24 protein-coding genes and 1 pseudogene are annotated in these 26,793 nt (G+C 41.4%); 15 read left to right on the top strand and 10 right to left on the bottom strand.

Translation table 11 applies throughout. The features are described from left to right. From V7K15_RS27590 to V7K15_RS27580, 3 genes are all read left to right on the top strand, one after another. Positions 1 to 2,382: a glycoside hydrolase family 31 protein gene (locus V7K15_RS27590; RefSeq protein WP_334910817.1), complete on the top strand. Its 2,382-nt coding sequence runs from the start codon at positions 1 to 3 to the stop codon at positions 2,380 to 2,382. A gap of 64 nt (positions 2,383 to 2,446) precedes the next feature. Continuing rightward, the gene (locus V7K15_RS27585) at positions 2,447 to 2,587 is read left to right on the top strand and encodes a hypothetical protein (protein ID WP_334910815.1); all 141 of its coding nucleotides are present in this window, start codon (positions 2,447 to 2,449) and stop codon (positions 2,585 to 2,587) included. A gap of 182 nt (positions 2,588 to 2,769) precedes the next feature. Further along, positions 2,770 to 3,000, top strand: coding sequence for a hypothetical protein (locus tag V7K15_RS27580; RefSeq protein ID WP_334910813.1), 231 nt, complete (start codon positions 2,770 to 2,772; stop codon positions 2,998 to 3,000). 108 nt (positions 3,001 to 3,108) lie between these two features. Here V7K15_RS27580 and V7K15_RS27575 read toward each other — a convergent pair whose 3' ends face one another. Both V7K15_RS27575 and holA read right to left on the bottom strand, forming a co-directional pair. Further along, the gene (locus V7K15_RS27575) at positions 3,109 to 3,591 is read right to left on the bottom strand and encodes a DUF4168 domain-containing protein (RefSeq protein WP_334910811.1); all 483 of its coding nucleotides are present in this window, start codon (positions 3,589 to 3,591) and stop codon (positions 3,109 to 3,111) included. A gap of 113 nt (positions 3,592 to 3,704) precedes the next feature. Continuing rightward, a complete protein-coding gene (gene holA, locus V7K15_RS27570) occupies positions 3,705 to 4,694 on the bottom strand; it encodes a DNA polymerase III subunit delta (protein ID WP_334910809.1) in 990 nt (329 codons plus the stop codon). Between the two features lie 163 nt (positions 4,695 to 4,857). On the opposite strand from holA, the gene V7K15_RS27565 reads away from it, so the two are divergent. After that, the gene (locus tag V7K15_RS27565) at positions 4,858 to 5,649 is read left to right on the top strand and encodes a DUF1868 domain-containing protein (RefSeq protein WP_334910807.1); all 792 of its coding nucleotides are present in this window, start codon (positions 4,858 to 4,860) and stop codon (positions 5,647 to 5,649) included. Between the two features lie 261 nt (positions 5,650 to 5,910). Here V7K15_RS27565 and V7K15_RS27560 read toward each other — a convergent pair whose 3' ends face one another. Both V7K15_RS27560 and V7K15_RS27555 read right to left on the bottom strand, forming a co-directional pair. After that, positions 5,911 to 6,681, bottom strand: coding sequence for an RDD family protein (locus V7K15_RS27560; protein WP_334910805.1), 771 nt, complete (start codon positions 6,679 to 6,681; stop codon positions 5,911 to 5,913). A 45-nt stretch (positions 6,682 to 6,726) separates the two neighbouring features. After that, a complete protein-coding gene (locus V7K15_RS27555) occupies positions 6,727 to 7,572 on the bottom strand; it encodes a hypothetical protein (protein ID WP_334910803.1) in 846 nt (281 codons plus the stop codon). A gap of 80 nt (positions 7,573 to 7,652) precedes the next feature. Here V7K15_RS27555 and V7K15_RS27550 point away from each other — a divergent pair, with 80 nt between their 5' ends. From V7K15_RS27550 to pstB, 6 genes and pseudogenes are all read left to right on the top strand, one after another. After that, on the top strand, positions 7,653 to 8,627 hold the full coding sequence (locus tag V7K15_RS27550) for a stage II sporulation protein M (RefSeq protein ID WP_334910801.1): 975 nt from the start codon (positions 7,653 to 7,655) through the stop codon (positions 8,625 to 8,627). A gap of 112 nt (positions 8,628 to 8,739) precedes the next feature. Next, positions 8,740 to 9,337: pseudogene (locus tag V7K15_RS27545) on the top strand (Uma2 family endonuclease). 380 nt (positions 9,338 to 9,717) lie between these two features. Beyond that, a complete protein-coding gene (pstS, locus tag V7K15_RS27540) occupies positions 9,718 to 10,761 on the top strand; it encodes a phosphate ABC transporter substrate-binding protein PstS (RefSeq protein WP_334910799.1) in 1,044 nt (347 codons plus the stop codon). 226 nt (positions 10,762 to 10,987) lie between these two features. After that, positions 10,988 to 11,989, top strand: coding sequence for a phosphate ABC transporter permease subunit PstC (pstC, locus tag V7K15_RS27535; RefSeq protein ID WP_334910797.1), 1,002 nt, complete (start codon positions 10,988 to 10,990; stop codon positions 11,987 to 11,989). Positions 11,990 to 12,069: 80 nt separating this feature from the next. Next, a complete protein-coding gene (gene pstA, locus V7K15_RS27530) occupies positions 12,070 to 12,951 on the top strand; it encodes a phosphate ABC transporter permease PstA (protein WP_334910795.1) in 882 nt (293 codons plus the stop codon). Positions 12,952 to 12,988: 37 nt separating this feature from the next. Further along, on the top strand, positions 12,989 to 13,768 hold the full coding sequence (gene pstB / locus V7K15_RS27525; RefSeq protein ID WP_334910793.1) for a phosphate ABC transporter ATP-binding protein PstB: 780 nt from the start codon (positions 12,989 to 12,991) through the stop codon (positions 13,766 to 13,768). 452 nt (positions 13,769 to 14,220) lie between these two features. On the opposite strand, the gene V7K15_RS27520 is transcribed toward pstB, so the two are convergent. Next, the gene (locus tag V7K15_RS27520) at positions 14,221 to 15,825 is read right to left on the bottom strand and encodes a 2-isopropylmalate synthase (RefSeq protein WP_334910844.1); all 1,605 of its coding nucleotides are present in this window, start codon (positions 15,823 to 15,825) and stop codon (positions 14,221 to 14,223) included. Positions 15,826 to 15,920: 95 nt separating this feature from the next. Between V7K15_RS27520 and V7K15_RS27515 the strand changes: the two genes are divergently transcribed. Together V7K15_RS27515 and V7K15_RS27510 are read left to right on the top strand one after the other, a co-directional pair. Beyond that, on the top strand, positions 15,921 to 16,601 hold the full coding sequence (locus tag V7K15_RS27515) for a GntR family transcriptional regulator (protein ID WP_334910791.1): 681 nt from the start codon (positions 15,921 to 15,923) through the stop codon (positions 16,599 to 16,601). Between the two features lie 85 nt (positions 16,602 to 16,686). Further along, a complete protein-coding gene (locus tag V7K15_RS27510) occupies positions 16,687 to 17,136 on the top strand; it encodes a (2Fe-2S) ferredoxin domain-containing protein (RefSeq protein ID WP_334910789.1) in 450 nt (149 codons plus the stop codon). 162 nt (positions 17,137 to 17,298) lie between these two features. On the opposite strand, the gene V7K15_RS27505 is transcribed toward V7K15_RS27510, so the two are convergent. Further along, positions 17,299 to 17,856, bottom strand: coding sequence for a nucleotidyltransferase family protein (locus V7K15_RS27505; protein ID WP_334910787.1), 558 nt, complete (start codon positions 17,854 to 17,856; stop codon positions 17,299 to 17,301). Between the two features lie 159 nt (positions 17,857 to 18,015). On the opposite strand from V7K15_RS27505, the gene V7K15_RS27500 reads away from it, so the two are divergent. The 3 genes from V7K15_RS27500 (at position 18,016) to cobO (ending at position 20,934) form a co-directional block, all read left to right on the top strand. Further along, complete coding sequence (locus V7K15_RS27500; protein ID WP_334910785.1) at positions 18,016 to 19,284, top strand: plasmid pRiA4b ORF-3 family protein; 1,269 nt, start codon at positions 18,016 to 18,018, stop codon at positions 19,282 to 19,284. Positions 19,285 to 19,414: 130 nt separating this feature from the next. Next, complete coding sequence (locus V7K15_RS27495; RefSeq protein WP_334910783.1) at positions 19,415 to 19,870, top strand: GFA family protein; 456 nt, start codon at positions 19,415 to 19,417, stop codon at positions 19,868 to 19,870. A gap of 386 nt (positions 19,871 to 20,256) precedes the next feature. Further along, the gene (gene cobO, locus V7K15_RS27490; RefSeq protein ID WP_334910781.1) at positions 20,257 to 20,934 is read left to right on the top strand and encodes a cob(I)yrinic acid a,c-diamide adenosyltransferase; all 678 of its coding nucleotides are present in this window, start codon (positions 20,257 to 20,259) and stop codon (positions 20,932 to 20,934) included. A gap of 8 nt (positions 20,935 to 20,942) precedes the next feature. On the opposite strand, the gene V7K15_RS27485 is transcribed toward cobO, so the two are convergent. From V7K15_RS27485 to V7K15_RS27470, 4 genes are all read right to left on the bottom strand, one after another. Then, positions 20,943 to 21,644, bottom strand: coding sequence for a hypothetical protein (locus V7K15_RS27485; protein WP_334910779.1), 702 nt, complete (start codon positions 21,642 to 21,644; stop codon positions 20,943 to 20,945). A 786-nt stretch (positions 21,645 to 22,430) separates the two neighbouring features. Continuing rightward, positions 22,431 to 23,414: an RNA polymerase sigma factor, RpoD/SigA family gene (locus V7K15_RS27480; protein WP_334910777.1), complete on the bottom strand. Its 984-nt coding sequence runs from the start codon at positions 23,412 to 23,414 to the stop codon at positions 22,431 to 22,433. A gap of 555 nt (positions 23,415 to 23,969) precedes the next feature. After that, positions 23,970 to 25,700: an ATP-binding protein gene (locus V7K15_RS27475; protein ID WP_334910775.1), complete on the bottom strand. Its 1,731-nt coding sequence runs from the start codon at positions 25,698 to 25,700 to the stop codon at positions 23,970 to 23,972. Positions 25,701 to 25,863: 163 nt separating this feature from the next. After that, entirely contained in the window at positions 25,864 to 26,658 is a 795-nt protein-coding gene (locus V7K15_RS27470) for a glutathione S-transferase family protein (RefSeq protein ID WP_334910773.1), read from the bottom strand. Between the last annotated feature and the right edge of the window lie 135 nt (positions 26,659 to 26,793).

Raw genomic sequence — 26,793 nt, 5'->3', positions numbered from 1 at the left:
ATGCCGCAATATTTCGGAAAACTACCTACTACTAACCAACCTTGGACAAGTGTTAGCAATGTAAAAGCTGTAACCTGGGACAATAATATTATTAATTTTGACTGTGGCGACTCACGCCTAATCATCAGCGTACTTGCTCCCAATTTAATCCGCGTGCGTTTTGCACCAACTGGGGAATTTATGCCTCGCCGTTCTTGGGCAGTGACACTGGATGATGCAGAATGGGCAATAACACCTTTTGCGGTGCGGGAAACTGAAGCAACGATAGAAATTGAAACAGCACAGATTCGTGTATGTGTTCAACGAGAAAAGTCTCGCATTACCTATTTTGACAAAGCTAATCGTCCTTTTGCCCAAGATGCACAGATGGGGATGGGTTGGCGGATGGGCGCAGTTGCGGGGTGGAAGGAAATTGCAGCCGATGAACATTTCTATGGCTTTGGTGAACGCACAGGCTGGTTGGATAAACTCAGCGAGGTAAAAACCAACTGGACAACGGATGCCTTAGATTATGATGCACTGACTGATGAAATGTACCAAGCAATTCCATTTTTTATGGCTTTGCGCCCAGAGGTAAGCTATGGCATCTTTTTTAATACCACTTTTTGGAGTCAGTTCGATATCGGTGCTGAACAACCAGGTATTTGGAAGATGGAAACTCGCGGCGATGAATTAGATTATTACATTATCTATGGCCCCGAACCTGCCCAAATCCTGGAGACTTACACTCAGCTAACTGGGAGAATGCCATTACCGCCAAAATGGGCGCTAGGTTATCATCAATGTCGTTGGAGTTACGAATCAGAAACTGTTGTGCGGGAACTAGCAAAGGAATTTCGTCAGCGTCGCATTCCCTGCGATGTTATTCACCTCGATATTGACTATATGCGGGGTTATCGGGTGTTTACTTGGAGTCCTCAACGCTTCCCCAACCCGGCAAAACTCATTAGTGATTTAGCAGAGGATGGTTTCAAAACAGTCACAATCATTGATCCTGGTGTGAAGTATGAACCAGAAGCCAATTATGATGTTTTTGACCAAGGAATAGAAAAAGACTATTTTGTGCGTAAAACTGATGGTGCGTTGTTCCACGGTTATGTTTGGCCTGAGAAAGCTGTTTTTCCTGACTTTTTACGTCCTGATGTGCGTAACTGGTGGGCTGATTTACACAAAAGCTTAACTGATATCGGTGTGGCAGGAATTTGGAATGATATGAATGAACCTGCCATAAACGATCGCCCTTTCGGCGATGATGGTGAAAAGATTTGGTTTCCCCTAGATGCACCACAGGGGGAAGGGGGAGATGAGGATAATTTTCAATCCAAAATCCAAAATCCAAAATCTAAAATTGATGCGACTCATACAGAAGTGCATAATTTGTATGGGTTGATGATGGCTAAAGCTTGTTATGAAGGGTTGCAACGGCATCGAGGCTCAGGGCGATCGTTTGTGTTAACGCGATCGGGTTATGCTGGTGTGCAACGCTGGTCTTCTGTGTGGATGGGAGATAACCAATCGTTGTGGGAGCATTTAGAAATGTCTCTGCCGATGCTTTGCAACATGGGACTTTCGGGTGTGGGGTTTGTGGGTTGCGATATTGGCGGGTTTGCTGGTAACGCCACAGCAGAATTATTCGCTCGCTGGATGCAGGTAGGAATGCTTTACCCGTTGATGCGCGGACATTCGGCAATGTCTACTGCTCGTCATGAACCTTGGGTATTTGGCGATCGCGTTGAAAATATCTGTCGAGAATATATTAACCTACGTTATCAACTACTTCCCTACATTTATAACCTTTTTTGGGAAGCGGCAAGAACAGGCGCACCGATTTTAAGACCATTATTATACCATTTTCCCAACGATCCGAAAACTTATACTCTCTACGATCAAGTATTGCTAGGTGCCTCGCTGATGGCTGCACCAATTTACCGCCCTGGAGTTGAGCATCGATCTGTTTATTTACCCCTTGGCACTTGGTATGATTGGTGGAGTGGCGATCGCTATGAAGGTCCGATTCATATTCTGGCTCATGCACCACTGGAAAGAATGCCACTATATGTCCGTAGTGGTGCGATCGTTCCGATGCAACCTGTCAGGCAATATGTTGATCAAGCCCCACTCGACGAGATTCGATTACGGATTTGGCCTGGTAATAATAAATATCAGCTATTTGAAGATGATGGACATACAAGCAAGTATCAAGATAAGGAATTCTCACTGACTAATATCAGCGTGTTTACTGAGAAAAATCAAACAGTAATAGAAATTGAAGCAAGAGTTGGGGAATGGACACCTTCACCGCGTCAAGTGATTGTAGAACTTGTTGGTATTGGAGAGCAACGTTTCCAAGATGATGGTAAGCAACGTAGCCTGCAATTCTGAAATACTCGTAAAGCTGGCTTATCTATAATACTCAATTGTGCAACAAAAAATATGCAGGGGGTTAATGAAGGTAGTTACAAGTGATACCTACGGCGGTTTATTAATTGCCGCGATCGCACTATCTTTTATATTACAATACAGTTCAGTTAAGCAATTTTTTCGTTCTCTTTCTTCTCTCTCTGTGTCCTCTGCGCCTCTGTGGTAGCCTGCGGCAAGCCGCTCCGCGTCTATGTTAAAAAAAACGACTTTAACAAAGAGTGCTAGCCTTAACCCAAGCGTATTGTTTTATATTAGACAAAGGAAAACAAAATGAATGTAGAGACGTAGCAGTGCTACGTCTCTACAAGGGTTCTGGATAACGCATATTTAATTTCTGGAGATGTCTAATTGTTGAGGTTCATACGATCCGGCGTTTACAGTATCAGTGTTTGCGATCGTCCTGATTGCGATGTGATCGCAACCACCAGAATTAGGGGAACAATTCCCGTCACAGCATTGACATCTGATGTAAAATATCGGATGCGAGCTATTCAAGAAGGTTATCAGCTGCATTTATCTAAACCTATTGAAGCAGGTAAGTTAGCTACAGTAGTCGCCAGTCTTGTTGGACGGACTTAGAGAGAATGGAAAATGGGGAGTGGGGAATATGAATTAAATTCTGCCCCATGCCCTCGGATATTTTTATTTCAATATGAATAATTATTGTGTATTGGGGCGATGTTTTAACTACCGAGACTCAGGAGTTTGTTGCAGGCGTAATAGGCTATCGTAAACCTGCCGTTTTAACATATTGTTATTTTGTAGTTCTAGAGTAATTTTGTTGAACTGATCAAAGCTCAAACCATTATCTGCGACAATTTTTTGAGCGCGAGTACAGTAATTGACTGCGATATCTTGAGCTTTCTTTGGAAGACCATTGAAGCTGTTAGAATCGTTACAAACAATCTTGGGAATTTCTCCATTGCCAATAAGTTTTTTAATTTCTTCAAAAGCATTTTGACGTGCTGGCTCCATTGCTAGCACGGCTTGAGCATAACTGTCAATTTCAGTATTGTTAACTATTGGTGATGGAGTTTGACCATCAGCTTTTAAACTCAATGAAAAAGCGTTTAAAATCACACCCGCAGTGGCTAGAACGCCGAAAAAGAATGATTGGGAAAGGATACGCTTTCGGCTATGTCGAGAAAATAAATCGGAAATTTTCTTCATATAGTGTGTGACACAAAACTACATCAGGGATATTTATAAGAACTTTGAATTATTTTCGGAGTTGGAAGTTCCAGCAACTACTCAATAGAACATGAAGCTTTTATATTTGATTGTCAATTGACTCGACATACTTGACAAAGTTCGATTATTTTAGTCTGGAGTGTTGACATTTCTGATGCTCCTTGCTTGAGGCTGACTTCTAACTCCAGTAGTAGGGGTAAGCAAGAGATTAATTGTTGTACAGAAAGCAGCCTGATTTCTTGTTGTAAGAAGTAGATCCGTTTAGGATTACCGATATCAGCAGCTTGAGCGATCGCTTGTTGATTGCGCTCACCACTTTCGATCATAATCTTTACCCATAGCCAGGTACGAAATTGTCCAATCAGTGTGGCAATTATCCGTAATCCCGGCTCGGAAGCATTGAGCAGATCCGCCAAGGTTGTCAAAGCTTTAGCTGTATCTCCTGTTCTGATTGCTGCTGCTAATTGTAAGCTATTTTGAGTAGTATTTCTGACTAACTTCGTAACAGTATTTATATCTAAAGGCTTATTATTACCTTGGGCATATAGCCGCAATTTCTCTAACTCATTGTAGAGAAGCCGTGTATCATTTCCTACTGATTCTGCCAATAACTGGGCAGTATTGGCAGTCAGTTTTACGCCCACAGTCTGCGCTGCTTGATTAACAGATTGCACCAGCAATTCTGTTTTCCAAGGGGGAATGAGCGGAAATTCTCGGAACTCGGTAGCAAACTGTTTTAACAATTTCGTGGATTTAAGGCGTTCATCTGGCTTGTTACGGCTAGTGAGCAATAAAAATGAGTTTTCGGGGGTTACAGGTAGCGATCGCACCAATTCTGCTAATACATTCTCTGGACAGTGCTGAAACAGAGTAGTATTTATCAGCCATACCAAGCGCCCACCAGCGCCAAAAGTGGGTGTCATCACCTGATTTAAGCCCTGAATCGTAGCATCAGCTTGATCTGGAGGGAATGAAGTGTAGTTAAAACTAATCCATTGGGGATCGAGGACGCGATCGCGCAGCATAGCGATCGCCTTTTCGATAGCAAAATCATCCTCACCCCAGTAAACATAGATTGGCATAGACAAACCTCTTAGCAAATGCGATCATTGGGCGTTGGTGAAGAATTAATAACTCCTAACTCCCCACTCCCCACACCCAAAAACTAAATACTTTTAAAATCATTCTGTTAATCGGGATAATTTTCCCTAAAATCTATCAAGTGAGAGCGTGAGGCTATAAAGATTGGACGACAACTATCAAACTTACTTAAATCGGTTAGCACGACTGACGCTGCCAGAAGCCTACAGATCCCAAGTTCAGCATATTCAGGAATCTTCTAAATTTCAGCCAGATTCTGGGTTAATACAAGCAACGGCCTTTCCTGGCTATACGCTAATTACCCCGCCTGCGGCAGAAGAAGAATCACAAAACTCTGCTTTCTATGCCAAATTACAGACTTACCAACAGGAACTTTTACAGTTGCCTGTAAACCGTAATTTGATCGTACCTGTACCTCCTGCTAGCTTCCATCTAACTTTAGCGGATTTAATTTGGGACAATGCTTACCTTGACACCTACGAAAAAAATCCCAAATTTGACGAGGAGTTACACTCTTGTTTAGCCGAAATGTTTCAGCAATATCAACAATTGATGACAAACAGGAGTCATCCGATTAAATGGCAAATGCTGGGACTAATACTGATGCCAAGAGCTGTAGCCGTTTGTTTGGTACCCAAGGATGAAAGCTGCTACGAGGAAATTAGTAAATTTCGCCGAACAATTTATCAAAATCCCAAGTTAATTGCTTTGGGTATTGAGCAGCATTATCACTTTACAGCCCATGTTACATTAGCCTATTTTGGGGAGGTTTCATCTGACTTAGACCGCACAAGTTTCAGCACAATGCTTTCTCAATTGAATGAACAATGGCTGTTAGATTTGCCAGAAATTTTGATTCATCGCGTCGAATTACGGAAGTTTAATGACATGACCCGCTATTATCGTGAACCAGACTGGCCGATTTTAGATTTTTGATCTGAATCCGCGTATTATCTGAGCAACATTAAATTTGGATTTGCTAATATAGCGGTTCTCAGTTGAGTCTAATATAGACCTAACCCCCAACCCCTTCCCTACATTCGCGCAGCGTCTCGTTGGCGTTCGCGTTAGCGTCTCTGAAAGAGAAGCCTCTCGTAGAGAAGAGAGGGAAGGGGAGTAAGATTCAAAGCCTCTCTCCTAAAAGGAGAGGTCAAAGTCTATTGCATACAAAGGAAAAGTGCTATAGTTTATTCGCATTTAAAATTCCGGTTGTTGATAAACGAGGTAAACAGCTTCTAAAAATACATCAGGTGTAACAGCTTCTGGCAACTTTTCTAGATTAATAATACCTACAACTTGCTCGGCTAGCTTTAGAGATAATGAGGCTTTTGCTTTTAACGACATTGCACCACGTCGCTGCAAATACTCACGAATAACAGCAAAATCATCAGGCATCAATGGTGATAAATCGGCAATTTGGATTAACTGTTCATGAAGTACCTTAGCCTGTTCCGAAATTGTTAATGTGGCTGATGCAGTCGGTGTTTGGGCTTGAATTACAATTGTGCCAGCTGCCAAATCACCTAAGCGCTTTTCTCGACGGCCAAACATAATTAAAAATGCGCCAATAAACAAAGTTTCATCAAAGGGTCGCAGTAAGGCACGTAGAGTTGCTTGTTGTAGCCCGATGAGTCTACCATCATCTCGAACTACGCGAATTTTAGCAACCCGTTTACCAGGGGTTTGCCCAAACCATAAGGTTTCAAAAAATACAAAATAGCCGATGTAAATTGCAAAGGCGATAATGAAGAAAATTGCTATTAACCAAATTCCTAAATTCCGAGCCTCAAAAAAATTGAACAGTTGCGTCGAAAAGAGAGTCCAGCCAAGGAAAAACACAAGCAAAATTACAGCCAAGGCTGTATAATCAATCAGCAGTGCCAAAGCTCGATTGCCGATTCCCGCTAGAGTAAATTCCAACTCTACACTTTCTGGAGTCTGGAATGTGATGCGATTAAAAAAGCGCATATTTTAACTAATTCAAAATTAATAGAGTTAAATTAAGGTGTTGAGTTAACGAAAATCCTGCAAGGGAGGTTCTCGTAATTGCAAACCTAGACCCTCGCGCCGACTACGCAAGTCAAAATATAAAACAGCTTTTAGTGCTTGCCAAAATGGCATCACAAAAACTCCACCTACTAAGCCGCTGATCAAAGAAATAACATATACAATTCCGTAGATAGTAGAACCTTGCTCAAGCTTTACGAGGAATAGTTGGGGTATATAGTTAAATACAAATACTAACGGAAATGTAACGACACACGCAACTAAAACAACGCCCTGAATGCGAAGTACTGAAGCTTTAGTTAAGTCCCAACTTCTGGCAACACTTTCGCCACCATTGATATTTTCCTCAACAGCTAGCGGTACCTCAGCTACTACCCAACGCGAGTAGAACCAAGTTAGTCCCAATAGCATAATAACTACCGTTACAATAATTGCCAATGTGGTTGCAACTATAACACCTGTACTACCTAATATCCCTCCTAATACTACTCCCAGCAAGCCACCCACGATACCACCCGCGATCGCTAGTCCCAAATAAATTACAAGTAAATATATACTTACTTGGAAACCAACTCTTAAAAATGACCAAAGACGTGGATTAATATGGCTACTGGCAGTTTGGACATTTTCAGGTTGGTAAACCAATTCTCCAAAAGCCAAGCGTGAAATTAGTCCAGAGATGGCTGCATATTTTGCCCAGCCGTAGATCGGAATTATAATCCACAAGTGAGCAATTAAAGCCAGTTTCAGATAAGTCTTCAGATGAGAACGATACAACCGTACCGCAGCAGTAACAACATTCCCTAAACTCAGTGGTTGTATCTGACTGGGAGATCCAAAATTTTCAGACATAATGGCAAATTTCCGTTGAAATTACGGAGATGAATTTGAGGCTATCTTAAGCTAAGTTAAACTCAGTGTTCCCAAAATTCATGAATATTCAACGTTGGATTGCACGACGAGAACCGAATTGGCAACGTCTGGATGCCCTATTAAGGCAGATAGAAAAAAAAGGGTTAAAATCCTTATCGGCAGCAGAAATTAGAGAGTTAGCGAGTTTGTATCGTTCAGTGGCAGCAGATTTGGCTCGTGCCCGCACACAACAAATCGGCAATACTTTGATCCAAAGTTTACAATCTTTAACAACTCGTGCCTATACGCAGATTTACCAAGGTTCGCGGCGACAGGAATGGCAGGCAATTCTGGAATTTTACCGATGGGGATTACCATCTGTAGTTCAGAAAACATTTGCATATATTGCTGGTGCAACGACGCTGTTTCTACTGGGGGCGCTAGTAGGTTGGTGGTATTCCTGGCAAAATCCTAGCTTTATGTCGTTGATAGTACCTGAAAGTTTGATTACTAAGGTGCGAGATGAGCATAAATTGTGGATGGGGTCAATTGTCGGCGTTGAACCTCTGGCATCCAGCAGTATCATGATCAATAACCTGTCGGTGTGTTTTGGGGCTGTTGCTGGTGGGATGACGGCTGGAGCATATACAACTTATTTGATGGTATTTAATGGCTTATTGATTGGTGCTGTTGGTACTTTGGTGGGTCAAAATAATCTGGCTTATCCTTTTTGGGCGTTTGTGTTTGGGCATGGTTCTTTGGAATTACCCGCGATCTTTTTTGCTGGAGGTGCGGGATTTTTATTAGCAAGAGCAATTTTATTTCCTGGTAAATATCGCCGTGGGGATGCACTGAAATTGTACGGTTTGCAAGCGGTGCAGCTAGTATTTGGGATTGTACCAATGTTGATTATTGCTGGTGCGATCGAAGGCTTTTTTTCTCCTAATCCCAACATACCTGATCCAATTAAATATCTGGCAGGAATAGGATTATTTATACTTTTAGTGCTGTATTGTAGCCGCAAGCAAACATCAAATAATTTAGATGGCGGCTGATGGGTAAATTGAAAAAATATTTTAGAATAAGGTAAATACTTTTCAGTTAAGACTTCAGAAGTTAGGACTTAACTATGTAAAAAAGTTCTTATAAGTTGAAGCTAGGATAATCATGATACAAACATCAAATAAAATATTGACCCTAGAAGAGTTTCTCGCACTACCAGAAACTAAACCATATTGCGAATACATCGACGGTAAAATTATTCCAAAACCTATGCCTCAAGGAAAACATAGCACTATTCAAGGAGAACTCTGTCCCACAATCAATTCTGTTGTCAAAGTACAAAAAATGGGTTGGGCTTTTCCAGAATTACGTTGCACTTACCCTTCGGGAAGCCGTGCTTCGCACGTCTATGCAGGACGTTCTATAGTTCCCGATGTCGCTGTATTCTGTTGGGCAAGGCTGCCTGTAGACGAGAATGGTGATATTGCCAATATATTTGCCGTAGCACCCGACTGGATAATCGAAATTCTCTCCCGAACAAAGCCATACAAAAGTTACAAAAAAAATCTTACACGCTCTCAATCACGGGACTCAAATGGGTTGGTTAATTGATCCTGATGAGCGATTCATTGCTGCTTATCCTGCGGGACAACAACCTTTACCTTTTGAGGAAATTGAGTCTGTTTTAGCAGTGCCAGAGTTGTGTCAGGGGTTACAGTTGATGGTAGGTGATATTTTTGGGTGGTTAAAGGTGACTACGTAATAAATATTAATCGGATTACTTTAGCAAGATCCTGATTCTGTGTAGATACACAACAACGAATGATTTAGGATTGCTACTCAATTCTACAGACTCACCGATTACCACAGATTTTTTATCTATTTTGTACTGAAGTTATAATTTTGAAATTTAGTGGTTTTTTCACTTTTAATTATTTAAATTCAACTGAAATTTTTTATCAGCATATTATTGCTAAACTAATCTAGTTAATCAAATATCAATAAACAAAAGATTAAGGTATGTTTAAAAGTAAGATTTAATTAGATATTAATCTTTTGTTTATTCATCCTTAACCATAAAAATTGTAAGTTATCTTAAGGCTGAAATTACAGCATAAATGTATTCCTTTAATTAGAGGTAATATGATTTTTCCGACTACCATCTTGAATCGTGTCATTGCTACTTCAGTGATGACAACTTCTGTTGCACTTAGTCCATTTTTTGGTGCGATCGCACATGCTGAAACTCTCAATGGTGCAGGAGCAACTTTTCCGGCTCCACTTTACGAACGCTATGCTCGTGAAGTGAAAAAGAAATATCCCGACTTGAAAATTAACTACCAAGCAATTGGTAGCGGCGGCGGTATTCGTCAAGTCATCGCTGGAACCGTTGACTTTGGTGGTAGTGATGCTGCAATGAAAGATGATGAAATCACTAAAGTCAAGAACGGTGTAATCTTAGTACCTACAGCAGGCGGTGCCGTTTCTGTTGTTTACAATCTTCCCGGCGTTAATGATCTCAAATTGTCCCGCGCTACACTACCAGCAATTTTCTCAGGTCAAATTACCAAATGGGATGACCAAAAAATTAAAGCTGATAATCCAGGTGTAAATCTACCAAATCAATCAATTAAATTTGTTGTTCGCGCTGATGGTAGCGGTACAACTTTCATTTTCACTAACCACTTGAGTGCTACTAGCGGTTATTTTAAAGGCAGAGTTGGAACTAACACTGCTCCCAAATGGAATCTGCCAAATGTCCTCAGAGGCAAAGGCAATCCAGGCGTAGCTGCCTTAGTATCTCGTACTTCCGGTTCTATTGGTTATGTAGAATATAGCTACGCTGTCCAAAATAACCTGAAATCAGCACTGGTACAAAATAAGAAAGGAGAATTTGTTGCTCCTTCTTTAGAATCTGCAAATGCAGCTTTATCAACTGTGAATTTCCCCGAAAACTACCGCGTTTTCGTAGGAGAACCAGCACAGGGTTATCCAATTGTAGGTCTTACTTGGATGCTGGTTTACAAACAGTATGCTAATGCTGCTAAAGCTGATGCAATTAAGAAATGGATTAATTGGGTATTAAAAGATGGTCAACAATATAACGATGACCTCAACTACACCAAAATTCCATCTGATGTGGTCAATCGGGTGCTTCAGACAGTGAATAGCTCTGTCAAGCCTTAATTTACAATCTGACTATAGTGGTTCTCAATTGCATGGAATACAGACCTAACAAGAACAGCCCCTTCCCTACTAGCGTTGGGGAGTAAACCTCAAAGCCTCTCTCCTAAAAGGAGAGAGGTCAAAATATATTGTATACAAATGAGAAGCGCTATAATTTCCTCTCCTAATAGAGTGAATTAACAACTCACTCTATTAGTAATAAAAAAATCTATTTTATTGATTTGTAATGGCAAATTCACTTGAACCAGCCGACAGAAATTCATCAGATAATTCAAATCTAGGCGATGAAAATTTCAATTTAACAGCTATCGGCGGCACAAATTTATGGTTTGACCAAGGTTTTACACGGCTAGTATACTTTTTTGCCGTGATTACGATTGCAGTGCTATTTGTAATGAGTTGGGTAATTTCACACGAAGCTCTACCAGCCATTAAACAGTTTGGACTGGGGTTTTTGTGGGATCAAGATTGGGATACAGGTAATCAGGTTTTTGGTGCATTACCCTATATTTATGGAAGTTTGGTGAGTAGTGCGATCGCTATTTTATTGGCTGTCCCAGTGGGGATAGCAGTAGCCTTAGTCACGAGTGAAAATTTCTTACCTTCATCGCTACGAACAACCTTAGCATTTGTTGTTGAATTAATTGCAGCAATTCCCAGTGTCATTATTGGTTTATGGGCGATTTTTGTTTTTATTCCAGTTCTAGAACCTCTACAAAAGTTGCTCTCCAGCACTTTTAAATGGATACCACTGTTTAATACAGAAGACCCTTCGGGGACTAATATGTTGACTGCTGGAATTATTCTAGCCATCATGATTTTGCCGACAATGGCAGCAATTACTCGTGATGTCTTAATGGCTATTCCTAAAGAATTACGTAGCGCATCTATGGCTTTGGGTGGCACCCGTTGGGAAACAATTTTTCGAGTCTTGCTACCAGCTGGATTTTCTGGAATGGTGAGCGCAGCAATGCTGGCCTTAGGACGTGCTTTGGGCGAAACAATGGCTGTGACTATGGTAATTGGTAACTCTGCTCAAATCAGTGCTTCTTTACTCGATCCAGGTTATACAATTCCCTCTGTATTAGCTAATGAATTTGCCGAAGCTGAACCGGGATTGCATATAGGCGCTCTCAGCTATTTGGCATTGATTTTGTTTGGCGTAACTCTAGCTGTGAATATTGGCGCTGTACTATTGGTGAAGTGGGTTGGCAGGAAAAATAAATAATCCTATTTCAGTTTAATGTTGCCATAAATATTTTCATCTCAATGTAGCAAGACGTTTATCAATCAAAATTTGTAAAAAATATGAGTGCTTCCATCCAGCCTAAACCTGATGAATCTCTGGCAACAGAATTATGCAGTCCTCTGCCAACAGAGCGAGTAATATTTACTTATGCAATGAATGCGATCGCCTTTGGTTTGACAGGTTTAGCACTGATTCCTTTATTATCAATTTTGTGGGAAATTCTCGTCCGGGGAATATCTGGGCTGAAATCAGATATGTTTGTCAAAGCAGTGATTGACAATGGCTTTGGCAATGCCATACTGGGAACCATAATCATGGTATTAATTGGTGGTATATTGAGCATTCCCACAGGGATAATGACAGGAATTTTCTTGGCAGAATTTAGTCAAACCAACCCAATTACTGGGCTTGTTCGTTTTATCAGCAGTATTCTGACAGGCGTGCCTTCAATTGTTGTAGGCGTATTCGCTTACGGTGTGATAGTTTTGGTAACTAAAGGATTTAGTGCGATCGCAGGTGGTTTTGCTTTAGCCGTAATTATGCTACCTGTGATTATACTGACAACAGAAGAATCCTTAAAACTTATTCCCATATCTCAACGTCTTGCCTCGGCTGCTTTAGGCGGAACTCGCTTCCAAACTATTTTTCGCATCGTTGTGACTGCTGCAATTCCCGGAATTACTACAGGCATTTTATTAGCTGTAGCTCGTGCAGCTGGTGAAACAGCACCCTTAATTTTTACTGCTTTATTTAGTCTAGATTGGTCAGAAGGATTGTTAAGTCCAACAGCTTCCTTACCAGTATTGATTTTTAACCTCTACAACGACCCCGACCCGGAAAAAAGCCAATTAGTATGGACTACTTCTATAGTTCTACTCAGCTTAATTTTATGTGTCAGTATTCTCTCTCGCTTAGTTATTAGACAGAGAAAAATAAACTAAAAATAAATTTTTGTTTTGTTTCGCACCTTGGGCAAGTATGAATAACCTAATTCCAGCTATCAAAGTTAAAAATATCAGCTTTTACTATGGCACAATCAAGGCAATCGAAAGGGTATCAATAGATATTTGTCAGAATCAAGTAACTGCAATTATTGGCCCTAGTGGTTGTGGTAAATCTACCTTTATCAAAATTCTTAATCGGATTAGCGAATTAGAAGGGCCAGTGAAAGTTGAAGGAGATGTAGAATTTTTTGGTCAGAATATTTATGCTCCTCGTGTCAACATCAATCGCTTACGTCGCCAAATTGGTATGGTGTTTCAAAAACCGAATCCTTTTCCCCTGAGTATTTACGAAAATGTTGCCTACGGTATGAGAATAGCAGGCAGGTATTCAAAAGTAGAATTAGATGAAATTGTCGAATCTGCCCTCAAAGGTGCTGCTCTTTGGAATGAAGTCAAAGATAAGTTGGATAAATCCGGTTTAGGGCTTTCTGGTGGTCAACAACAAAGATTATGTATTGCCCGTGCTTTAGCAGTCAAGCCGAAAGTTCTGCTGATGGATGAGCCTTGCTCGGCTCTTGATCCGATCGCGACGATGAAAGTTGAGGAACTGCTCCATAGTTTGAAGTCTCAGTTGACAATTGCGATCGTTACCCACAATATGCAGCAAGCCGCTCGCGTCTCTGATTTTACGGCTTTCTTCAGCACCGATGAAAGTCGAATTGGTCAAATGGTTGAATTTGGCGCTACAGAGCAAATCTTTAATAACCCATTAGACCCCCGCACCCGCGACTACATTTCCGGGCGTTTCGGTTAAGGTATGTCCTAGCGTGGCTTAATAATTTTTGTCGTACATTTACATAATTAGGACTTATATCATGTCCGGTAGCATAACCATAATAAAATGGGCAAGTATGCATTCGGAAACAAGCATCTACCGTACCAATGCCAAAGCGAATTAGTATGTCAACAATTGCTCCAACAACAAGATTTAGTTCGAGGTTTGACCAACTTCCACTGGTGGCCTCAGGTGGTGACCTAATTATGGGTAAGCTACCGGACATGATATTACGCAATCAAAGCTTGAAACCTCGATCCCCCCTAACCCCCTTTTTTAAGGGGGGAACTTGAAAGCCCCCTTTTTAAGGGGGTTGGGGGAGCTCTTCTGCGTAAGTCCTAAACCCTTGTAGAGATGTAAAATTTTACGTCTCTACATCAACGATTCATAACTGTATTCAGTAAGGCAAAAGCGATCGCTACTTTCCTGATTTACCCAGATACAACAGCATGGGATCTCTCAGTTTGCGTTTGCAAATAGCGATAAAGACGATTCAGGGCATTTACATGAGCGTAAGCTGCTGCTACGACGATATCAGTATCAGATGCTTGTCCAGAGAAGATCCGCTCCTGATGCTTCAAGCGAACTGTGACGGTTCCCAGTGCATCAATTCCGCCAGTCACAGATTGCACAGAAAATTCAATCAGTTGATTGGGAATTTTCACCAATTGATTGATTGCTTGATACACCGCATCCACTGGGCCAGCGCCTACACTCGCATTCGTAAGGATTTTGCCATCAGGAGTAACAATTGTAATGGTTGCAGTTGGGCAAGTGCAATCACCGCAGATTACTTGGACGTGTTCGATTTTAAAGCCACTTTCTACTTGAATCTGTGTCTCATCTCGAGCGATCGCTTCTAAATCCCAATCTGATATTTCTTTTTTCTTATCGGCGACTTCTTTAAATCGATTGAAGGCTTTATTCAAGTCTGCTTCATTCAATTCAAAACCCAATTCCTTAAGTCTGCTACGAAAAGCATTTCGTCCAGAGTGTTTGCCTAAAACAATGCGATTTTCTGGCAAACCGATCGCAGCAGCTTCCATAATTTCATAAGTCTGGCGGTGCTTGATAATCCCATCTTGGTGAATCCCAGACTCATGGGCGAAAGCGTTTGCTCCCACGATCGCTTTATTGGGCTGAATCAGCATTCCGGTTAATTGGGAAACCAAGGATGAGGTTTTGTAAATCTCCTGAGTCTTAATATTAGTCAAGGGTGCATCGGCATCAACTGGACGACCAAAATAGGGGTTGAAAAATGGTTTGCGTACCTGCAACGCCATCACAATCTCTTCTAATGCTGCATTACCCGCCCGTTCCCCAATGCCATTAATAGTACATTCCACCTGACGCACACCATATTCAATGGCAGCCAAAGCGTTAGCTGTCGCCAAACCCAAATCATTTTGAGTATGAATGGAAAGAATCACCCCATCGATGTTGGGAACATATGATCGAATTCCTTGAATCAGAGTTCCGATTTCCTTGGGTGTGCAGTAACCAACGGTATCAGGAATATTAATTGTAGTTGCACCGGCTGCGATCGCCACCTCCAAAACTTGATAGAGAAATTCTGGTTCAGTGCGACTGGCATCCATTGGTGAAAATTCTACATCGTCTACAAAGGACTTGGCATAGGCGACCATTTCGGCTGCGATCGCTAATACTTCGCTACGAGATTTTTTCAACTGATATTTCAGGTGAATATCAGAGGTAGAAATCATCGTGTGGATTCTAGGACGAGCCGCTCCCTTCAAGGCAACGGCTGCGGCGTGAATATCTTGGCGAATGGCTCTGGCTAAACTGCAAATGATTGGTCCGCCTGATATTCCGACTTGTTCAGCAATAGTTTTAACAGCTTGAAAATCTCCCGGACTAGCAACGGCAAAACCTGCTTCAATCACATCGACACCAAGGAGAGCCAGTTGATGAGCAATCGCCAGCTTTTCTTCTACATTCAGGGTTGCGCCCGGTGATTGTTCGCCATCTCGTAGCGTGGTGTCGAAGATAATAACTCGGTCTGGTTGAGATGTGATGCTCATAACTGTCTCCCGTGGTATTGAGGGGATATTCAAAAATTCTACTTCGGATATTGTATACAATTATCTGGATTTTGTATACAATATTAAATATGAACTTAAATGACTTGGCAGCTAATGTGCTGCAACAACAACGCAGTACCCCAGATTTAATTGCCGATGCTTTGCGGGAAGCGATTCTGGGCGGCATTTTTCAGGAAGGACAATCACTTAGACAGGATGAAATCGCCACTCAGTTTGGCGTTAGTCGCATTCCCGTGCGCGAGGCGCTCAAGCAGCTAGAAGCCGAAGGATTGGTGACACTGCATCTAAATCGTGGTGCGATCGTATCGGTGTTGACATATCTGGAGGCGCAAGAAATCTGTGAAATTCGTAGCGCCTTGGAAGTGAAAGCAATGCAGTTGGCAATACCTAAGTTCAGGGAAACAGATATAGAAAAAGCTGCTGTGATTCTGGAAGCGACAGACAAAGCAACTGATGCAGGTATGTTGGCAAAACTCAACTGGGAATTTCATGCGACGCTGTACGCCACTGCTGAACGTCCCCGATTGCTGACAATGATTAAAACTTTACACGTTAATTGCGATCGCTATGTCCGCGTGCAAATGGCGCAGATGGATTACCAAGAGCGATCGCAAAAAGAACACTATCAACTCCTAGATGCTTGTCAAAAGCGAGATACAAAAGCTGCTGTCAGGTTACTAAAACGACACATTGACACCGCAGGAGAACAGCTAATTGCATACTTACAGCAAATTGCTCACAAGCGCTGATTCTTGCTAGAAATAGATGATCTACTAGAACAGACTAAACGGGAAATTTAGACTATCCTGTTGAGAGAAATAAGTAGGATCGTCTATGAAAAAACTGATCCAGCGTATTCAGAGATTGCTCAAACGTATCCTCAAGAGGTTTGCCTCCAATTCTCAGCAACCATCGTCCCTGCCTCTAATAAATTCTCGCCCGTTAGAAACTTCTATTCCCAGTATTTCTCCCCGATGGGAGTCCGGTTTGGTGCTAGTGTGTTCACAATGTGCAAACGAGCAACCAAATAATTTTCATCCAACTGGCAGAAGCTCAACTGCTTCCGAAGACTTAGAGAATTGGTTGAAATCGCGTTTAAAATTTGAGGGATTATGGGGTGAATTTCGGGTTGTTAGTACCAGTTGTTTAGGGGTTTGTCCACGGATGGGTATTACTGTTGTTCTTGTAAGTAATGAAAGTCACGGGAATAGTCCATGCTTAATTGTAAATCCCCAGAGCGATCGCGAACTTCTTTACTCATACATCAAACAGAATAAAGGGTGACTTCAAAGCTTTCCTAACGCTTAGTACAGAATTTCATTAATTCAGAACAAATATAGCACTCAAACTTTGCGTCCCTCTGCGCTTTACTTTGCGTTCCTCTGCGTTTAAAAAAGCTACAAACTTATGCAAACCCATACTTCCAACAGAACATTTTTTCCACTTTCAAAAACGATTATTCCCTTGTAATGCCAACCGCAGATAAGGACACTTTTGTAAAAATCCAGATGCCTTATTATCAGCATCTAAGTTATCAATATGTGCTGGTGTAGGTCGAATAATACCACCAAACAAGTCATCCAACCCATAGGGAGTGAAAAATTGCCATTGGCCTTGTGTATCTTGTCGAACTCCTACAGCAGTAGCGGTGTGCAGCCAATCTGTAATCGCATCCTCTGTACTAATGTAAGGTCTGCTACCAAGACGCCAACGAGCAAAACTAGCTTGATTTTTTACATCAAACTGGTCATGAGGAAATTGTTGTGTGAGAGTCGCCTTTGCTGCTAGTTCTTGGGAACGGTTCCCCTCTATATCAAAGAATGCAATATCAAAATCTTTAATACCTAACCGACAATTCTCGCCAAAAATTGAATGCCAAACGGTGTTTCGGACTGCACCCCCGGCTAACCACCAGTTAGGTAGATTTAGTTGTGCGATCGCTCTTAATACTATATCAATACGTGTATCAGCTAAAATCATTTGTAGACCAGTGTTACTATTCATATCAAATTCCTGGGATTGTCAAGTAGAAGGTGAAAATATTATCATTTACATTTCATTAAGCTTACGGTGTTGATAGTCCTGCGGTGACACATAGCGGGTCGATGTTTTTTAGTTTTGCGGAAGGTTAAATTGTGAATTTAGAATTTAGAATTTTTATTTATGGAAGATTTATTTGCGCGGCTAGAACGCACACTCAATCCTGAACTGCCTTCCCTAACAGAGTCACAACAACAACTTCTACAAGAACTCAGTATTGATCAAAATCAACCCGGTACGATTGGGCATGACTTTCAAACTCTGATAGATTTTTTACAACCAAATGGAGTGGAAGTTAGTAGTGTTAATAACCTTCTACCCCTAAAAATCCTATCAGAACTTAATTCTCGGTTAAGTCATCCAATTGAAACTAAACTCAAACGCCCCGTACAGAAATCATACCCCTATATTAATGGGTTATATTTGTTATTACGCAGTTCTGGGATAGCCCAAATTAGATCCCAAGGGAAGAAGCAAATTTTAGTATTAGACGCAGCTATCTTAGAATCATGGTCAAATCTAAACCCAACAGAACGCTATTTCAACTTATTAGAAGCTTGGTTAATTTGGGGAAATAACGAAATTTTGGGTGAGCATCAAGACTCATTCGGAAATTTATTTAGATGCATTCAACTTTGGACTCGCGTCCCAGATAAAGGTTTGAAATTTCCTAAATATGAAGACCAAGATGATATTAGTTATTACCCAGGTCTGCATAACGTTGCCCTGTTAGAGTTATTTGGATTGCTATCTATCCAGCAAGGAAAACCACAAGAAGGCAAGGGGTGGCGCATTACTAGTTTACAACGCTTACCCTTTGGTGATGCTCTCTTGCAATTACTATTTCCACTGGGTATACGAGGAGAATTACAGGATGATGTCAATGTGACTTTTGGAAAATTGCAGCCGCATTTTCAACCATTTTTTCCAGAATGGGAGCATAATTTATTTGTGGTCAAGCAAGGCTTCACTGATGGTATTTATATTTTTAAAGTGTCCATTTCTAAGGCTTGGAGACGCATTGCCATCCCAGCGAAAAAACCATTAAGCTGGTTAGCAGAGACAATTCTCGATGCTTTTGATTTTGACTACGACCATTTATATGAGTTTAGTTATAAAGACCGTTTTGGTCGTATAATCAAAATCGGTCATCCCTACATGGAAACACCGCCATTTGCAGACCAAGTACAGATTGGTGACTTATCTCTAGAACCGGGTGCTAAAATGATCTATCTTTATGATTTTTGCGACAACTGGAAATTTGATGTGCAGTTAGAAGCAATTAATCCACCTGATAACAAAATCAAAAAAGCAAAAATTTTAGAAGTTCACGGAAATGCACCTCAACAGTATTGGAGTGAGGATGATGAATTGGATGAAGATGAAGAATGAGGGAGATTTAGAGAGACGTGGACAATAAAAATGTCCCCGTATCTTCTGTTTGTGTCTTCTACAACCAACTTTAAGATTGAGATAGCTTTAGTTACAATGAAGCAACACAAATTGTCAGGAGATAAAACCTGTGAGTCTTCCATATACTGGAGGTTGTCAATGTGGACAAATTAGTTACGAAATTCATGCCCAACCGTTAACCCTTTACCTATGCCACTGCAAGGAGTGTCAGAAACAATCGTCTAGTGCCTTTGGAATGTCTCTTACAGTACTACGAGATGCTATTATGATTGTTCAGGGAAAACCGAAAGCTTGGACTCGGAAAAATGATAGCGGACGTGAAGTAAATAACCTATTCTGTGGCGACTGCGGAACGCGATTGTTCCATGAACGGACTTACAACTCAAATACTATCAATGTCAAAGCCGGAACCTTAGATGATACAAGTTGGTTACGCCCAGTGGGTAACATTTGGACACGCAGTGCCCAGTCATGGGTGATAATTTCAGACCAATTGCTCAACTATGACGGGCAACCAGAGGATACGCACCCTTTATGGGAAAAATGGAAACAACAACATCCTTAACAATTCAAAATTCAAAACTCAAAAATAAATGCAGAACTCTCGATATCAAACATCATACCCCAAGACTTAAACCAACGCCCTCGGTTGGTAGTCTAACTTATGACTGTACGAAAGGAGATAATAATAAATTTTTACTCGTAAAGTGCTTTAATGAACATATTAAATTATTTAAAACAGTAATAGTAAACTCAAATTATAAGTTCGGCTTGTATATCATATAAATTTCCACACTTGTCTGCAAATCATTAATAAAGCTAACACACTATTAATATTTAACATGAAAACTTTCTGGGCATTTCCAATCAAGTGATTTAAGTGAAACTAGATAAGTAAGACGATTTTGGCTCATTCTCAACACTTTTAACAGTTATTTCTAGACAAAGTTGATGATAAACGACACACCAAAAGAATTGAACCCAGACCAAGAGATTGGGCGCTTGATTGATGAGGTAATGTCTTCATCTCTGACTGATGAACAGTACCGCAAAAAGATGCAGCGACGCAAAGAAGTCCAAGAGAAGCGCATCGCAGAAGCTGTACCAGAAAAAGGGTTAATTATTGTAAATACTGGTAATGGTAAGGGTAAAACCACTGCGGCTTTAGGGATGGTGTTACGATCCCTCGGTCACGGGTATAAAGTAGCGATCGTCCAATTCATCAAAGGTAGCTGGGAACCTTCCGAAAAAAGGGTTTTCAGCTATTGGGAAGACCAGATAGAATTTCACGCAATGGGCGAAGGCTTTACCTGGGAAACTCAAGACCGCGATCGCGATCTCGACAAAGCTAGCGCCGCCTGGGAAAAATCATTAGAATATATCCGCAACCCAGACTTTCAGATGGTGTTGTTAGATGAAATCAATATTGCCCTGAAAATGTCTTACTTAGAAGTAGAAGACGTTTTAGCAGGTTTGGCGCAAAAACCAGCTAACAAACACGTTATTCTCACAGGTAGAGGCGCACCGGCTGCTTTAATTGAGCGTGCTGACCTCGTAACCGAAATGACCTTAGTTAAGCACCCTTTCCGCGATCAAGGTGTTAAGGCGCAACCAGGAATTGAGTATTAACTTGAAGATTATTTGCACATTTGCAATGTGCGGCGATCGCTAGCAGTGATAGAATTTAATCGGTAAAAGTCTTGCAGAGCCACCGAATAAGCATAACTGCTTGATTCGTCTTCACCAACTTTAGGCAATCTACTGCTTGTAGCTACCTGATTCGACTGATTAGAACTAGCTTCATTTGCTGAACCATTAACCGTCATCGCCAACTCTCCTGATGGGTTGAGTGTACCCTGAAAACAATTAAACTCTGATTGTGGCATATACAATACACCCGTTACCTTCTCCTGCTGCTTTTGAAATATGATGTAAGCTTGACCAAGCTGGTTTGGTTTTGGGGATTGACCATAGAGATAAACCCCATCTTTTTCAGGAAAATTCGCTTTTGGTAAAACTCCCGCGCCTTTGGTCGCTCCCTGAGAACCTGGAACCAGCGCGGTGGTTGTAGTTTGTGTTTTTCCAATCTTATAGCCAAAAAGCTCTCTATCTCCAGAAGCCGCATTAAGTTGACTTCTCTGCTCTCGAACTCTTCTTAGCTGCGACAGAAGAGAGGGTTTGGAGCTTTTCTCAATTTGAGGCGATGATAATCGAGAATTTGTAACTGACACTACTTGAGTCTGCTTGCCTATAAAGCCCAAACCGAGAAGTAAGCCTAACCCCGCCAGGGAAATTGCCCACTGACGGGGAGATAATAATTGATGAAGGTTGTTAAGCACCCTACTTCTCCTGTTAAAAAACTAACTAAGTTCTCTATAACTTACTTAAACTATAACCAAGTCTTAATTGTTAAAGACTTTGTTTACGACTTAATATTATTATTGTCCAAAAAAGAAAACTGTCAAAAAATAAAGTTTTAATTTAACTTACCAATCTTAGATTACCATGAGTTAGAGTATTTATTCTTCATCCAATAGATTCATGCCATTGGGTGACGTTAATCACAAATTAAATCCTCTGAATTAGCATCCAATTTTTTGACATCTTGCATTTTAGATTTTCAGGTGATAAAAATACTGGTATTTTTTCTCAGATTTATCTCCGTAGAACTCGAAGCCGCAGATCCCCGACAACTTTTACGAAGTAGGGGATCTTGTTTCCCACAAATAGAGTAATATTCAAAGCCTCTCTCCTAAAAGGCTACGGTGTACACACAAATCTGAAGTAATTTACGAATCTGGTTTAACCCCACCCTAACCCTCCCCGATGGATTGGGGAGGGAACTAGATTTCCGGCTTCCCCCCTTGTAAAGGGGGGATTGAGGGGGGTAATTTGACTTGTGTGTACACCGTAGCCTAAAAGGAGAGAGGTCAAAGTGTATTGCATACAAACGAGCGTAGGCGTAGCCTCTCGTAGAGAGGCTACGCCTACGACAAAGCTCAGTGACCATCGTAGACATCGCTATATTTTTTCTGGTTTTCAGCATAAAAAAATCGCCCCCTGAATTCAGGAGGCGCATTACCAAGGTGGTGTAGAGACGCGAAATTTCGCGTCTCTGGTTTTATTTAGCTAGCAACGTATTCTTGGACATTGGCACGACGGCGACGCAGATGAGCCAAAGCTTGATGCTCTAACTGACGGACGCGTTCACGGCTGAGACTCAATCTCTCACCCACTTTCGCCAATGACATTTCATTACCATCCTCTAAACCAAAGCGTAAAGCTACAACTTCTCGCTGTTGCGGGGTTAGTTCCGCTAGCAGGTTGTTCAAGTCTTGGCGTAAGAATTCCTGGTTGGTGTAATACTCTGGTGATGGTCCATCATCTTCGAGCATTTCTTGCAACTCAGTATCCTGGTTCTCACCAACTCGCACATCCAAAGACACTGGTTGACGCGCCATATTCAGATACTCGCGGATCTGAGCAGGTTCTAATTCCAGTTCTTTGGCAATTTCGGCTGGAGTCGGCGATCGCCCCAAAGTTTGAGCCAACTCGCGCTGCACTTTTTTGATTTTGTTCAGTTTCTCAGTAATATGGATCGGTAAGCGGATAGTACGACCTTGTTGGGCGATCGCGCGGGTAATCGCTTGGCGAATCCACCAATAAGCGTAAGTCGAGAACTTATAACCCCTCATTGGGTCAAATTTCTCTACACCCCGCTCTAATCCTAGTGTTCCTTCCTGGATTAAATCCAGAAACTCCATATTCCGCTTTTGGTATTTTTTGGCAATAGCAACCACCAAGCGCAAATTCGCTTCGATCATTTTTTGCTTTGCCCGCTTACCTTGCGTCACCGTTTGTTGAATGTCGGTTTCCGATTGTTCAACCTTGTCAGCCCACTCTGACATATTCGGCTCGCGTTGCAGTTTCTTCGCCAAAGCCTCCTTGGCGTCGATCAGCGTCATCATTTGTTGCACTTGCTTCCCAAAGACAATTTCTTGTTCGCGGGTTAGCAGTGGCACACGACCAATTTCCCGTAGATAGGTTCGCACCATATCAACCGTGAATTTGGTATTGAGGTTTTCCGTTTGGGTGTTGACAGTAGGCATTGGTGCGTTATCCTCTACTCCGTAAACACAATGTATATTTTCTTGCTAAAATCGATTGGGATAAAGTAGTACATCTATCAGTAAATATCGGGAGCTACCAAAAGCAATTATCAGTTGATACAGCCTTTGTTAAGACGTAAGTCCCCAATCATCAGTTCCCCTACCTTCCCTAAATTTTCAATCTTCTATAATCACGCTGGTTGTTTTTGAGAATTCTTCTTTTGGGCAGTTACTGACAGCATCTGGTAAATGCGAAGTCGGTATGAGTTCTACTTAGCTTTATAATACGATAAATCAGGCAGATAGTAAAGTATCTTAAGATAAAGCTTATAATTATAATTCAAAAGGGGTCATTAGAGAAAAAAATTTAAACTTCCTTGAAATTACTTACTACATCTATGTTGACGCGAAAAGCCCCTCTTCTGTTGCTAAAACCTAGCGGGATAACCGAACTTAATTTGCTGTGACGATGGAGGGATGTCACGAATTGGGCATTGGTTAGGACTCACCATTTAACCAAGGACAAATGACCAACGACTAATGACAAATAACTATCTAGAATCCCAGGTCAGCTTTAGCTAGTTCAGCCGCAGCGAATACTTCTGCGTCAGGTTTTTCTTCCCAGGCTGGCTCACCAATTTCTTCGTAAAAAGTTGCGTCGTAAGGACGGGTACGTACTACTACTGGCATCGGAACGGCGTGACCCAATATTAAAGCTTGTTGCTTGGAGTCTAACTTTGCCAACACCGATCGCAGTCCACTACCACCAGATACACCCGTGAAAATCGCGTCAATGTCTTTTTCATCATTCAGCAAAGCGGTAATGCGAGTCCCAATCTGGGACATAACTTCATTATCTATGCCTGATGGACGTTGATCAACTACCAAAAGTGTGACAAAATATTTCCGCAGTTCACGGGCAATAGTCCCAAAGATCGTACTTTGTACCACTCCTGGGTCAAGGAAACGGTGCGCCTCTTCAATGGTAATCATCAATGGCGTGGGGCGATCGCAAGGATTTTTGCTCTGTAAAAATTTATCGGCTTTTTTGACGTAATGCTCGTGAATCCGGCGGGTGATCATATTTGTCACCAACATATAAGAGAGCATATTAGACTGGGAACCAAATTCGATCACAACATTCTTCCCAGATTCCAGACACTGCACAATTTTACTAATGTAATTCTGAGGGCAAACAGCTCGCATATACTTTAAACTATCCATCCGCAATAGTTTGCGCTGCAATGCCATAATCGAGCCTTTGTGTCCGCGCTTCTCGTCGCAGAACATCTCAATTTCTTCGTTAGTCATATTTAACAATTGGACAATCCAAGGCTTGCCAAACTCGCTATATAGAATATTGGCGTTATCTAAGGCTGCATCAGAGAGTCCTAAATCTCGACTACATAACTTAATATCTTCAACTTCTATTTGTTCGTAACTCAAATAGAGTTCTTGAGCATCACGCACACCCCGACGCTTCGTCGATTCCGGGTCGAGGGTGTAAACTTCCACCTTACTAGGAAAAAGTTGCTTTAAACCCTTAACAGTACTGACGTTTTTACCTTCTGCAACAGCTTCCCAGCCATACTCAGAGTGCATATCAAAAATCAAATTTACTGCGGCATTTTTACGGATAACCCCAGCTAAAATTAGCCGTGTTAGAAAGGATTTACCAGTACCAGATTTGCCAAAAATCCCATTACTCCTTTCCACAAAGCGATTTAAATCGATGCAAACGGGCACATCCATATCTAAAGGTTTCCCGATGGAAAAATTGCGCCTTTGGGGGTCATCTTCCCAGCCAAATACGCGGCGAAAATCGTCAACACTTGCATCGTAAACTTGACTAAAGTGGCTAGGAATAGTTTTAACAGGCAACAATTCCATTGTCGTGCTGGTTTGTGGCACAAATGAAGCCAAACCCGTCATTGATGGGAGGAAAGGATTTGCTGATTTGCCATTTGTTGGAGAGAAAGATTCTTCAGATTCGGGAGTGAACATCAACATCGGCGCGAGGTTGATAGTACCATAAGTACCACTTCCGGCTAAAACATCTCGTAAAAAAGTGTCTTCCCAATTGGGAGGATTAGCAATAATTCGGGCATTAGCAGCACCCAATGCTACATCTGTCAGCATACAAAAAAAACGCGATCGCATCCCTTGCACAACCAGGAACTTACCCACCCGCATATCTTCCACAGAAATGTCAGGATGCAATCGTACTTCTAAACCTTCAGTTAGAGAACCTTGAATTACCGAACCTAATGGCTGTGCCGAATTCATCTAATTAGTTACATGATTGTTGGTGCTATCTCTTATGTTGAATTGTAATTGCATAGGGCAAAAGTTGCGAATTTTTCATTAGTCATTTGTCATTAGTTATTTGTCATTTGTCTTGAGTTATTCTCTCCCAATGCCCAATGCCCAATGCCCCATGCCCCATTACCTAATCAATTTGAATCGAAGTTGGCGCACTCCCTGTTGATGGAGTGGTCATAATTAATGGTTTGCGGAATTGGGTGTAAAGGCGATCGCGCCAAGTAAAAAATGGTTGATAATTTATATTCTCTGTAAAGATTGGCAATCCTTTACCTCTAATAGAAGCTGGTAAATCCAGATAGGAACCAGAGGGGAACTTGAGCAATATCGATAAACCCGCCACTGCCAAGTCAGCTAAAGTCGGCTCATCTCCTGTTAAATAAGGACTATCTGCCAGTAACAATGTTAAAGCTTCCAGGTCTTGTTTTAAGGATGCGATCGCAGACTGAATCACATCTGGGCTATAACCTACCCCAAAACCTAACAGTGTCAGGAAGTCACTAGGTACTCCTTCAACCAGACTTTTAAATATATCGGGTGTTGAGGTGGGTAATAAAGACTTGCGGAAATTTTGATCTTGACTTATTGCAGCAAATAGTGCTTTGCGACCTTTGATGCCTATGGATTCATCCGCCCATTCTTCTATTAATAAAGTTAAACCCCGTTTTTTGGGATCTTGCGGTATTATGGGGCGATCGGGATACTCTAAGTCTAAATACTTAGCTATTTCCGTAGAATCCGCAATATATCTATTACGATCCTTTAATACTGGGACTTGTTTTTGACCAGTCAGCCGGAACAGTTCTACCTGTCCAATCCCAGGCGTAACCTCTATTTTGCGGTAATCTAGTCCTTTAAAATCTAGAATTAGGCGCACTTTCTCTGAGTATTGAGATAGTTCCCATTGGTATAATTCAATCATCGTGTATACCTTATAACTGGTCAACTTCTTAACTTTACAATTGTATCTTTAGTTAAAGTAATTTTTCTTGACATTAGTTGCTTAATTGTCTATTTAATTAAGATTAGGGTTTAACTGATGCCTAATTTTTAGCAA

This window comes from Nostoc sp. (genome assembly GCF_036919815.1).
Taxonomy (GTDB): Bacteria; Cyanobacteriota; Cyanobacteriia; order Cyanobacteriales; family Nostocaceae; genus Nostoc.
Note: the sequence above shows the minus strand (reverse complement) of the source record. Positions and strands in the feature narration are given on the sequence as shown.

What these genes read in the sequence shown, in the direction of transcription:
- V7K15_RS27590 (WP_334910817.1), top strand. Translation starts at nt 1, where the DNA reads ATGCCGCAATATTTCGGAAAACTACCTACTACTAACCAACCTTGGACA.
- V7K15_RS27585 (WP_334910815.1), top strand. Translation starts at nt 2,447, where the DNA reads ATGAAGGTAGTTACAAGTGATACCTACGGCGGTTTATTAATTGCCGCG.
- V7K15_RS27575 (WP_334910811.1), bottom strand. Translation starts at nt 3,591, where the DNA reads ATGAAGAAAATTTCCGATTTATTTTCTCGACATAGCCGAAAGCGTATC.
- holA (WP_334910809.1), bottom strand. Translation starts at nt 4,694, where the DNA reads ATGCCAATCTATGTTTACTGGGGTGAGGATGATTTTGCTATCGAAAAG.
- V7K15_RS27560 (WP_334910805.1), bottom strand. Translation starts at nt 6,681, where the DNA reads ATGCGCTTTTTTAATCGCATCACATTCCAGACTCCAGAAAGTGTAGAG.
- V7K15_RS27555 (WP_334910803.1), bottom strand. Translation starts at nt 7,572, where the DNA reads ATGTCTGAAAATTTTGGATCTCCCAGTCAGATACAACCACTGAGTTTA.
- V7K15_RS27550 (WP_334910801.1), top strand. Translation starts at nt 7,653, where the DNA reads ATGAATATTCAACGTTGGATTGCACGACGAGAACCGAATTGGCAACGT.
- pstS (WP_334910799.1), top strand. Translation starts at nt 9,718, where the DNA reads ATGATTTTTCCGACTACCATCTTGAATCGTGTCATTGCTACTTCAGTG.
- pstC (WP_334910797.1), top strand. Translation starts at nt 10,988, where the DNA reads ATGGCAAATTCACTTGAACCAGCCGACAGAAATTCATCAGATAATTCA.
- pstA (WP_334910795.1), top strand. Translation starts at nt 12,070, where the DNA reads ATGAGTGCTTCCATCCAGCCTAAACCTGATGAATCTCTGGCAACAGAA.
- pstB (WP_334910793.1), top strand. Translation starts at nt 12,989, where the DNA reads ATGAATAACCTAATTCCAGCTATCAAAGTTAAAAATATCAGCTTTTAC.
- V7K15_RS27515 (WP_334910791.1), top strand. Translation starts at nt 15,921, where the DNA reads ATGAACTTAAATGACTTGGCAGCTAATGTGCTGCAACAACAACGCAGT.
- V7K15_RS27510 (WP_334910789.1), top strand. Translation starts at nt 16,687, where the DNA reads ATGAAAAAACTGATCCAGCGTATTCAGAGATTGCTCAAACGTATCCTC.
- V7K15_RS27505 (WP_334910787.1), bottom strand. Translation starts at nt 17,856, where the DNA reads ATGAATAGTAACACTGGTCTACAAATGATTTTAGCTGATACACGTATT.
- V7K15_RS27500 (WP_334910785.1), top strand. Translation starts at nt 18,016, where the DNA reads ATGGAAGATTTATTTGCGCGGCTAGAACGCACACTCAATCCTGAACTG.
- cobO (WP_334910781.1), top strand. Translation starts at nt 20,257, where the DNA reads ATGATAAACGACACACCAAAAGAATTGAACCCAGACCAAGAGATTGGG.
- V7K15_RS27480 (WP_334910777.1), bottom strand. Translation starts at nt 23,414, where the DNA reads ATGCCTACTGTCAACACCCAAACGGAAAACCTCAATACCAAATTCACG.
- V7K15_RS27475 (WP_334910775.1), bottom strand. Translation starts at nt 25,700, where the DNA reads ATGAATTCGGCACAGCCATTAGGTTCGGTAATTCAAGGTTCTCTAACT.
- V7K15_RS27470 (WP_334910773.1), bottom strand. Translation starts at nt 26,658, where the DNA reads ATGATTGAATTATACCAATGGGAACTATCTCAATACTCAGAGAAAGTG.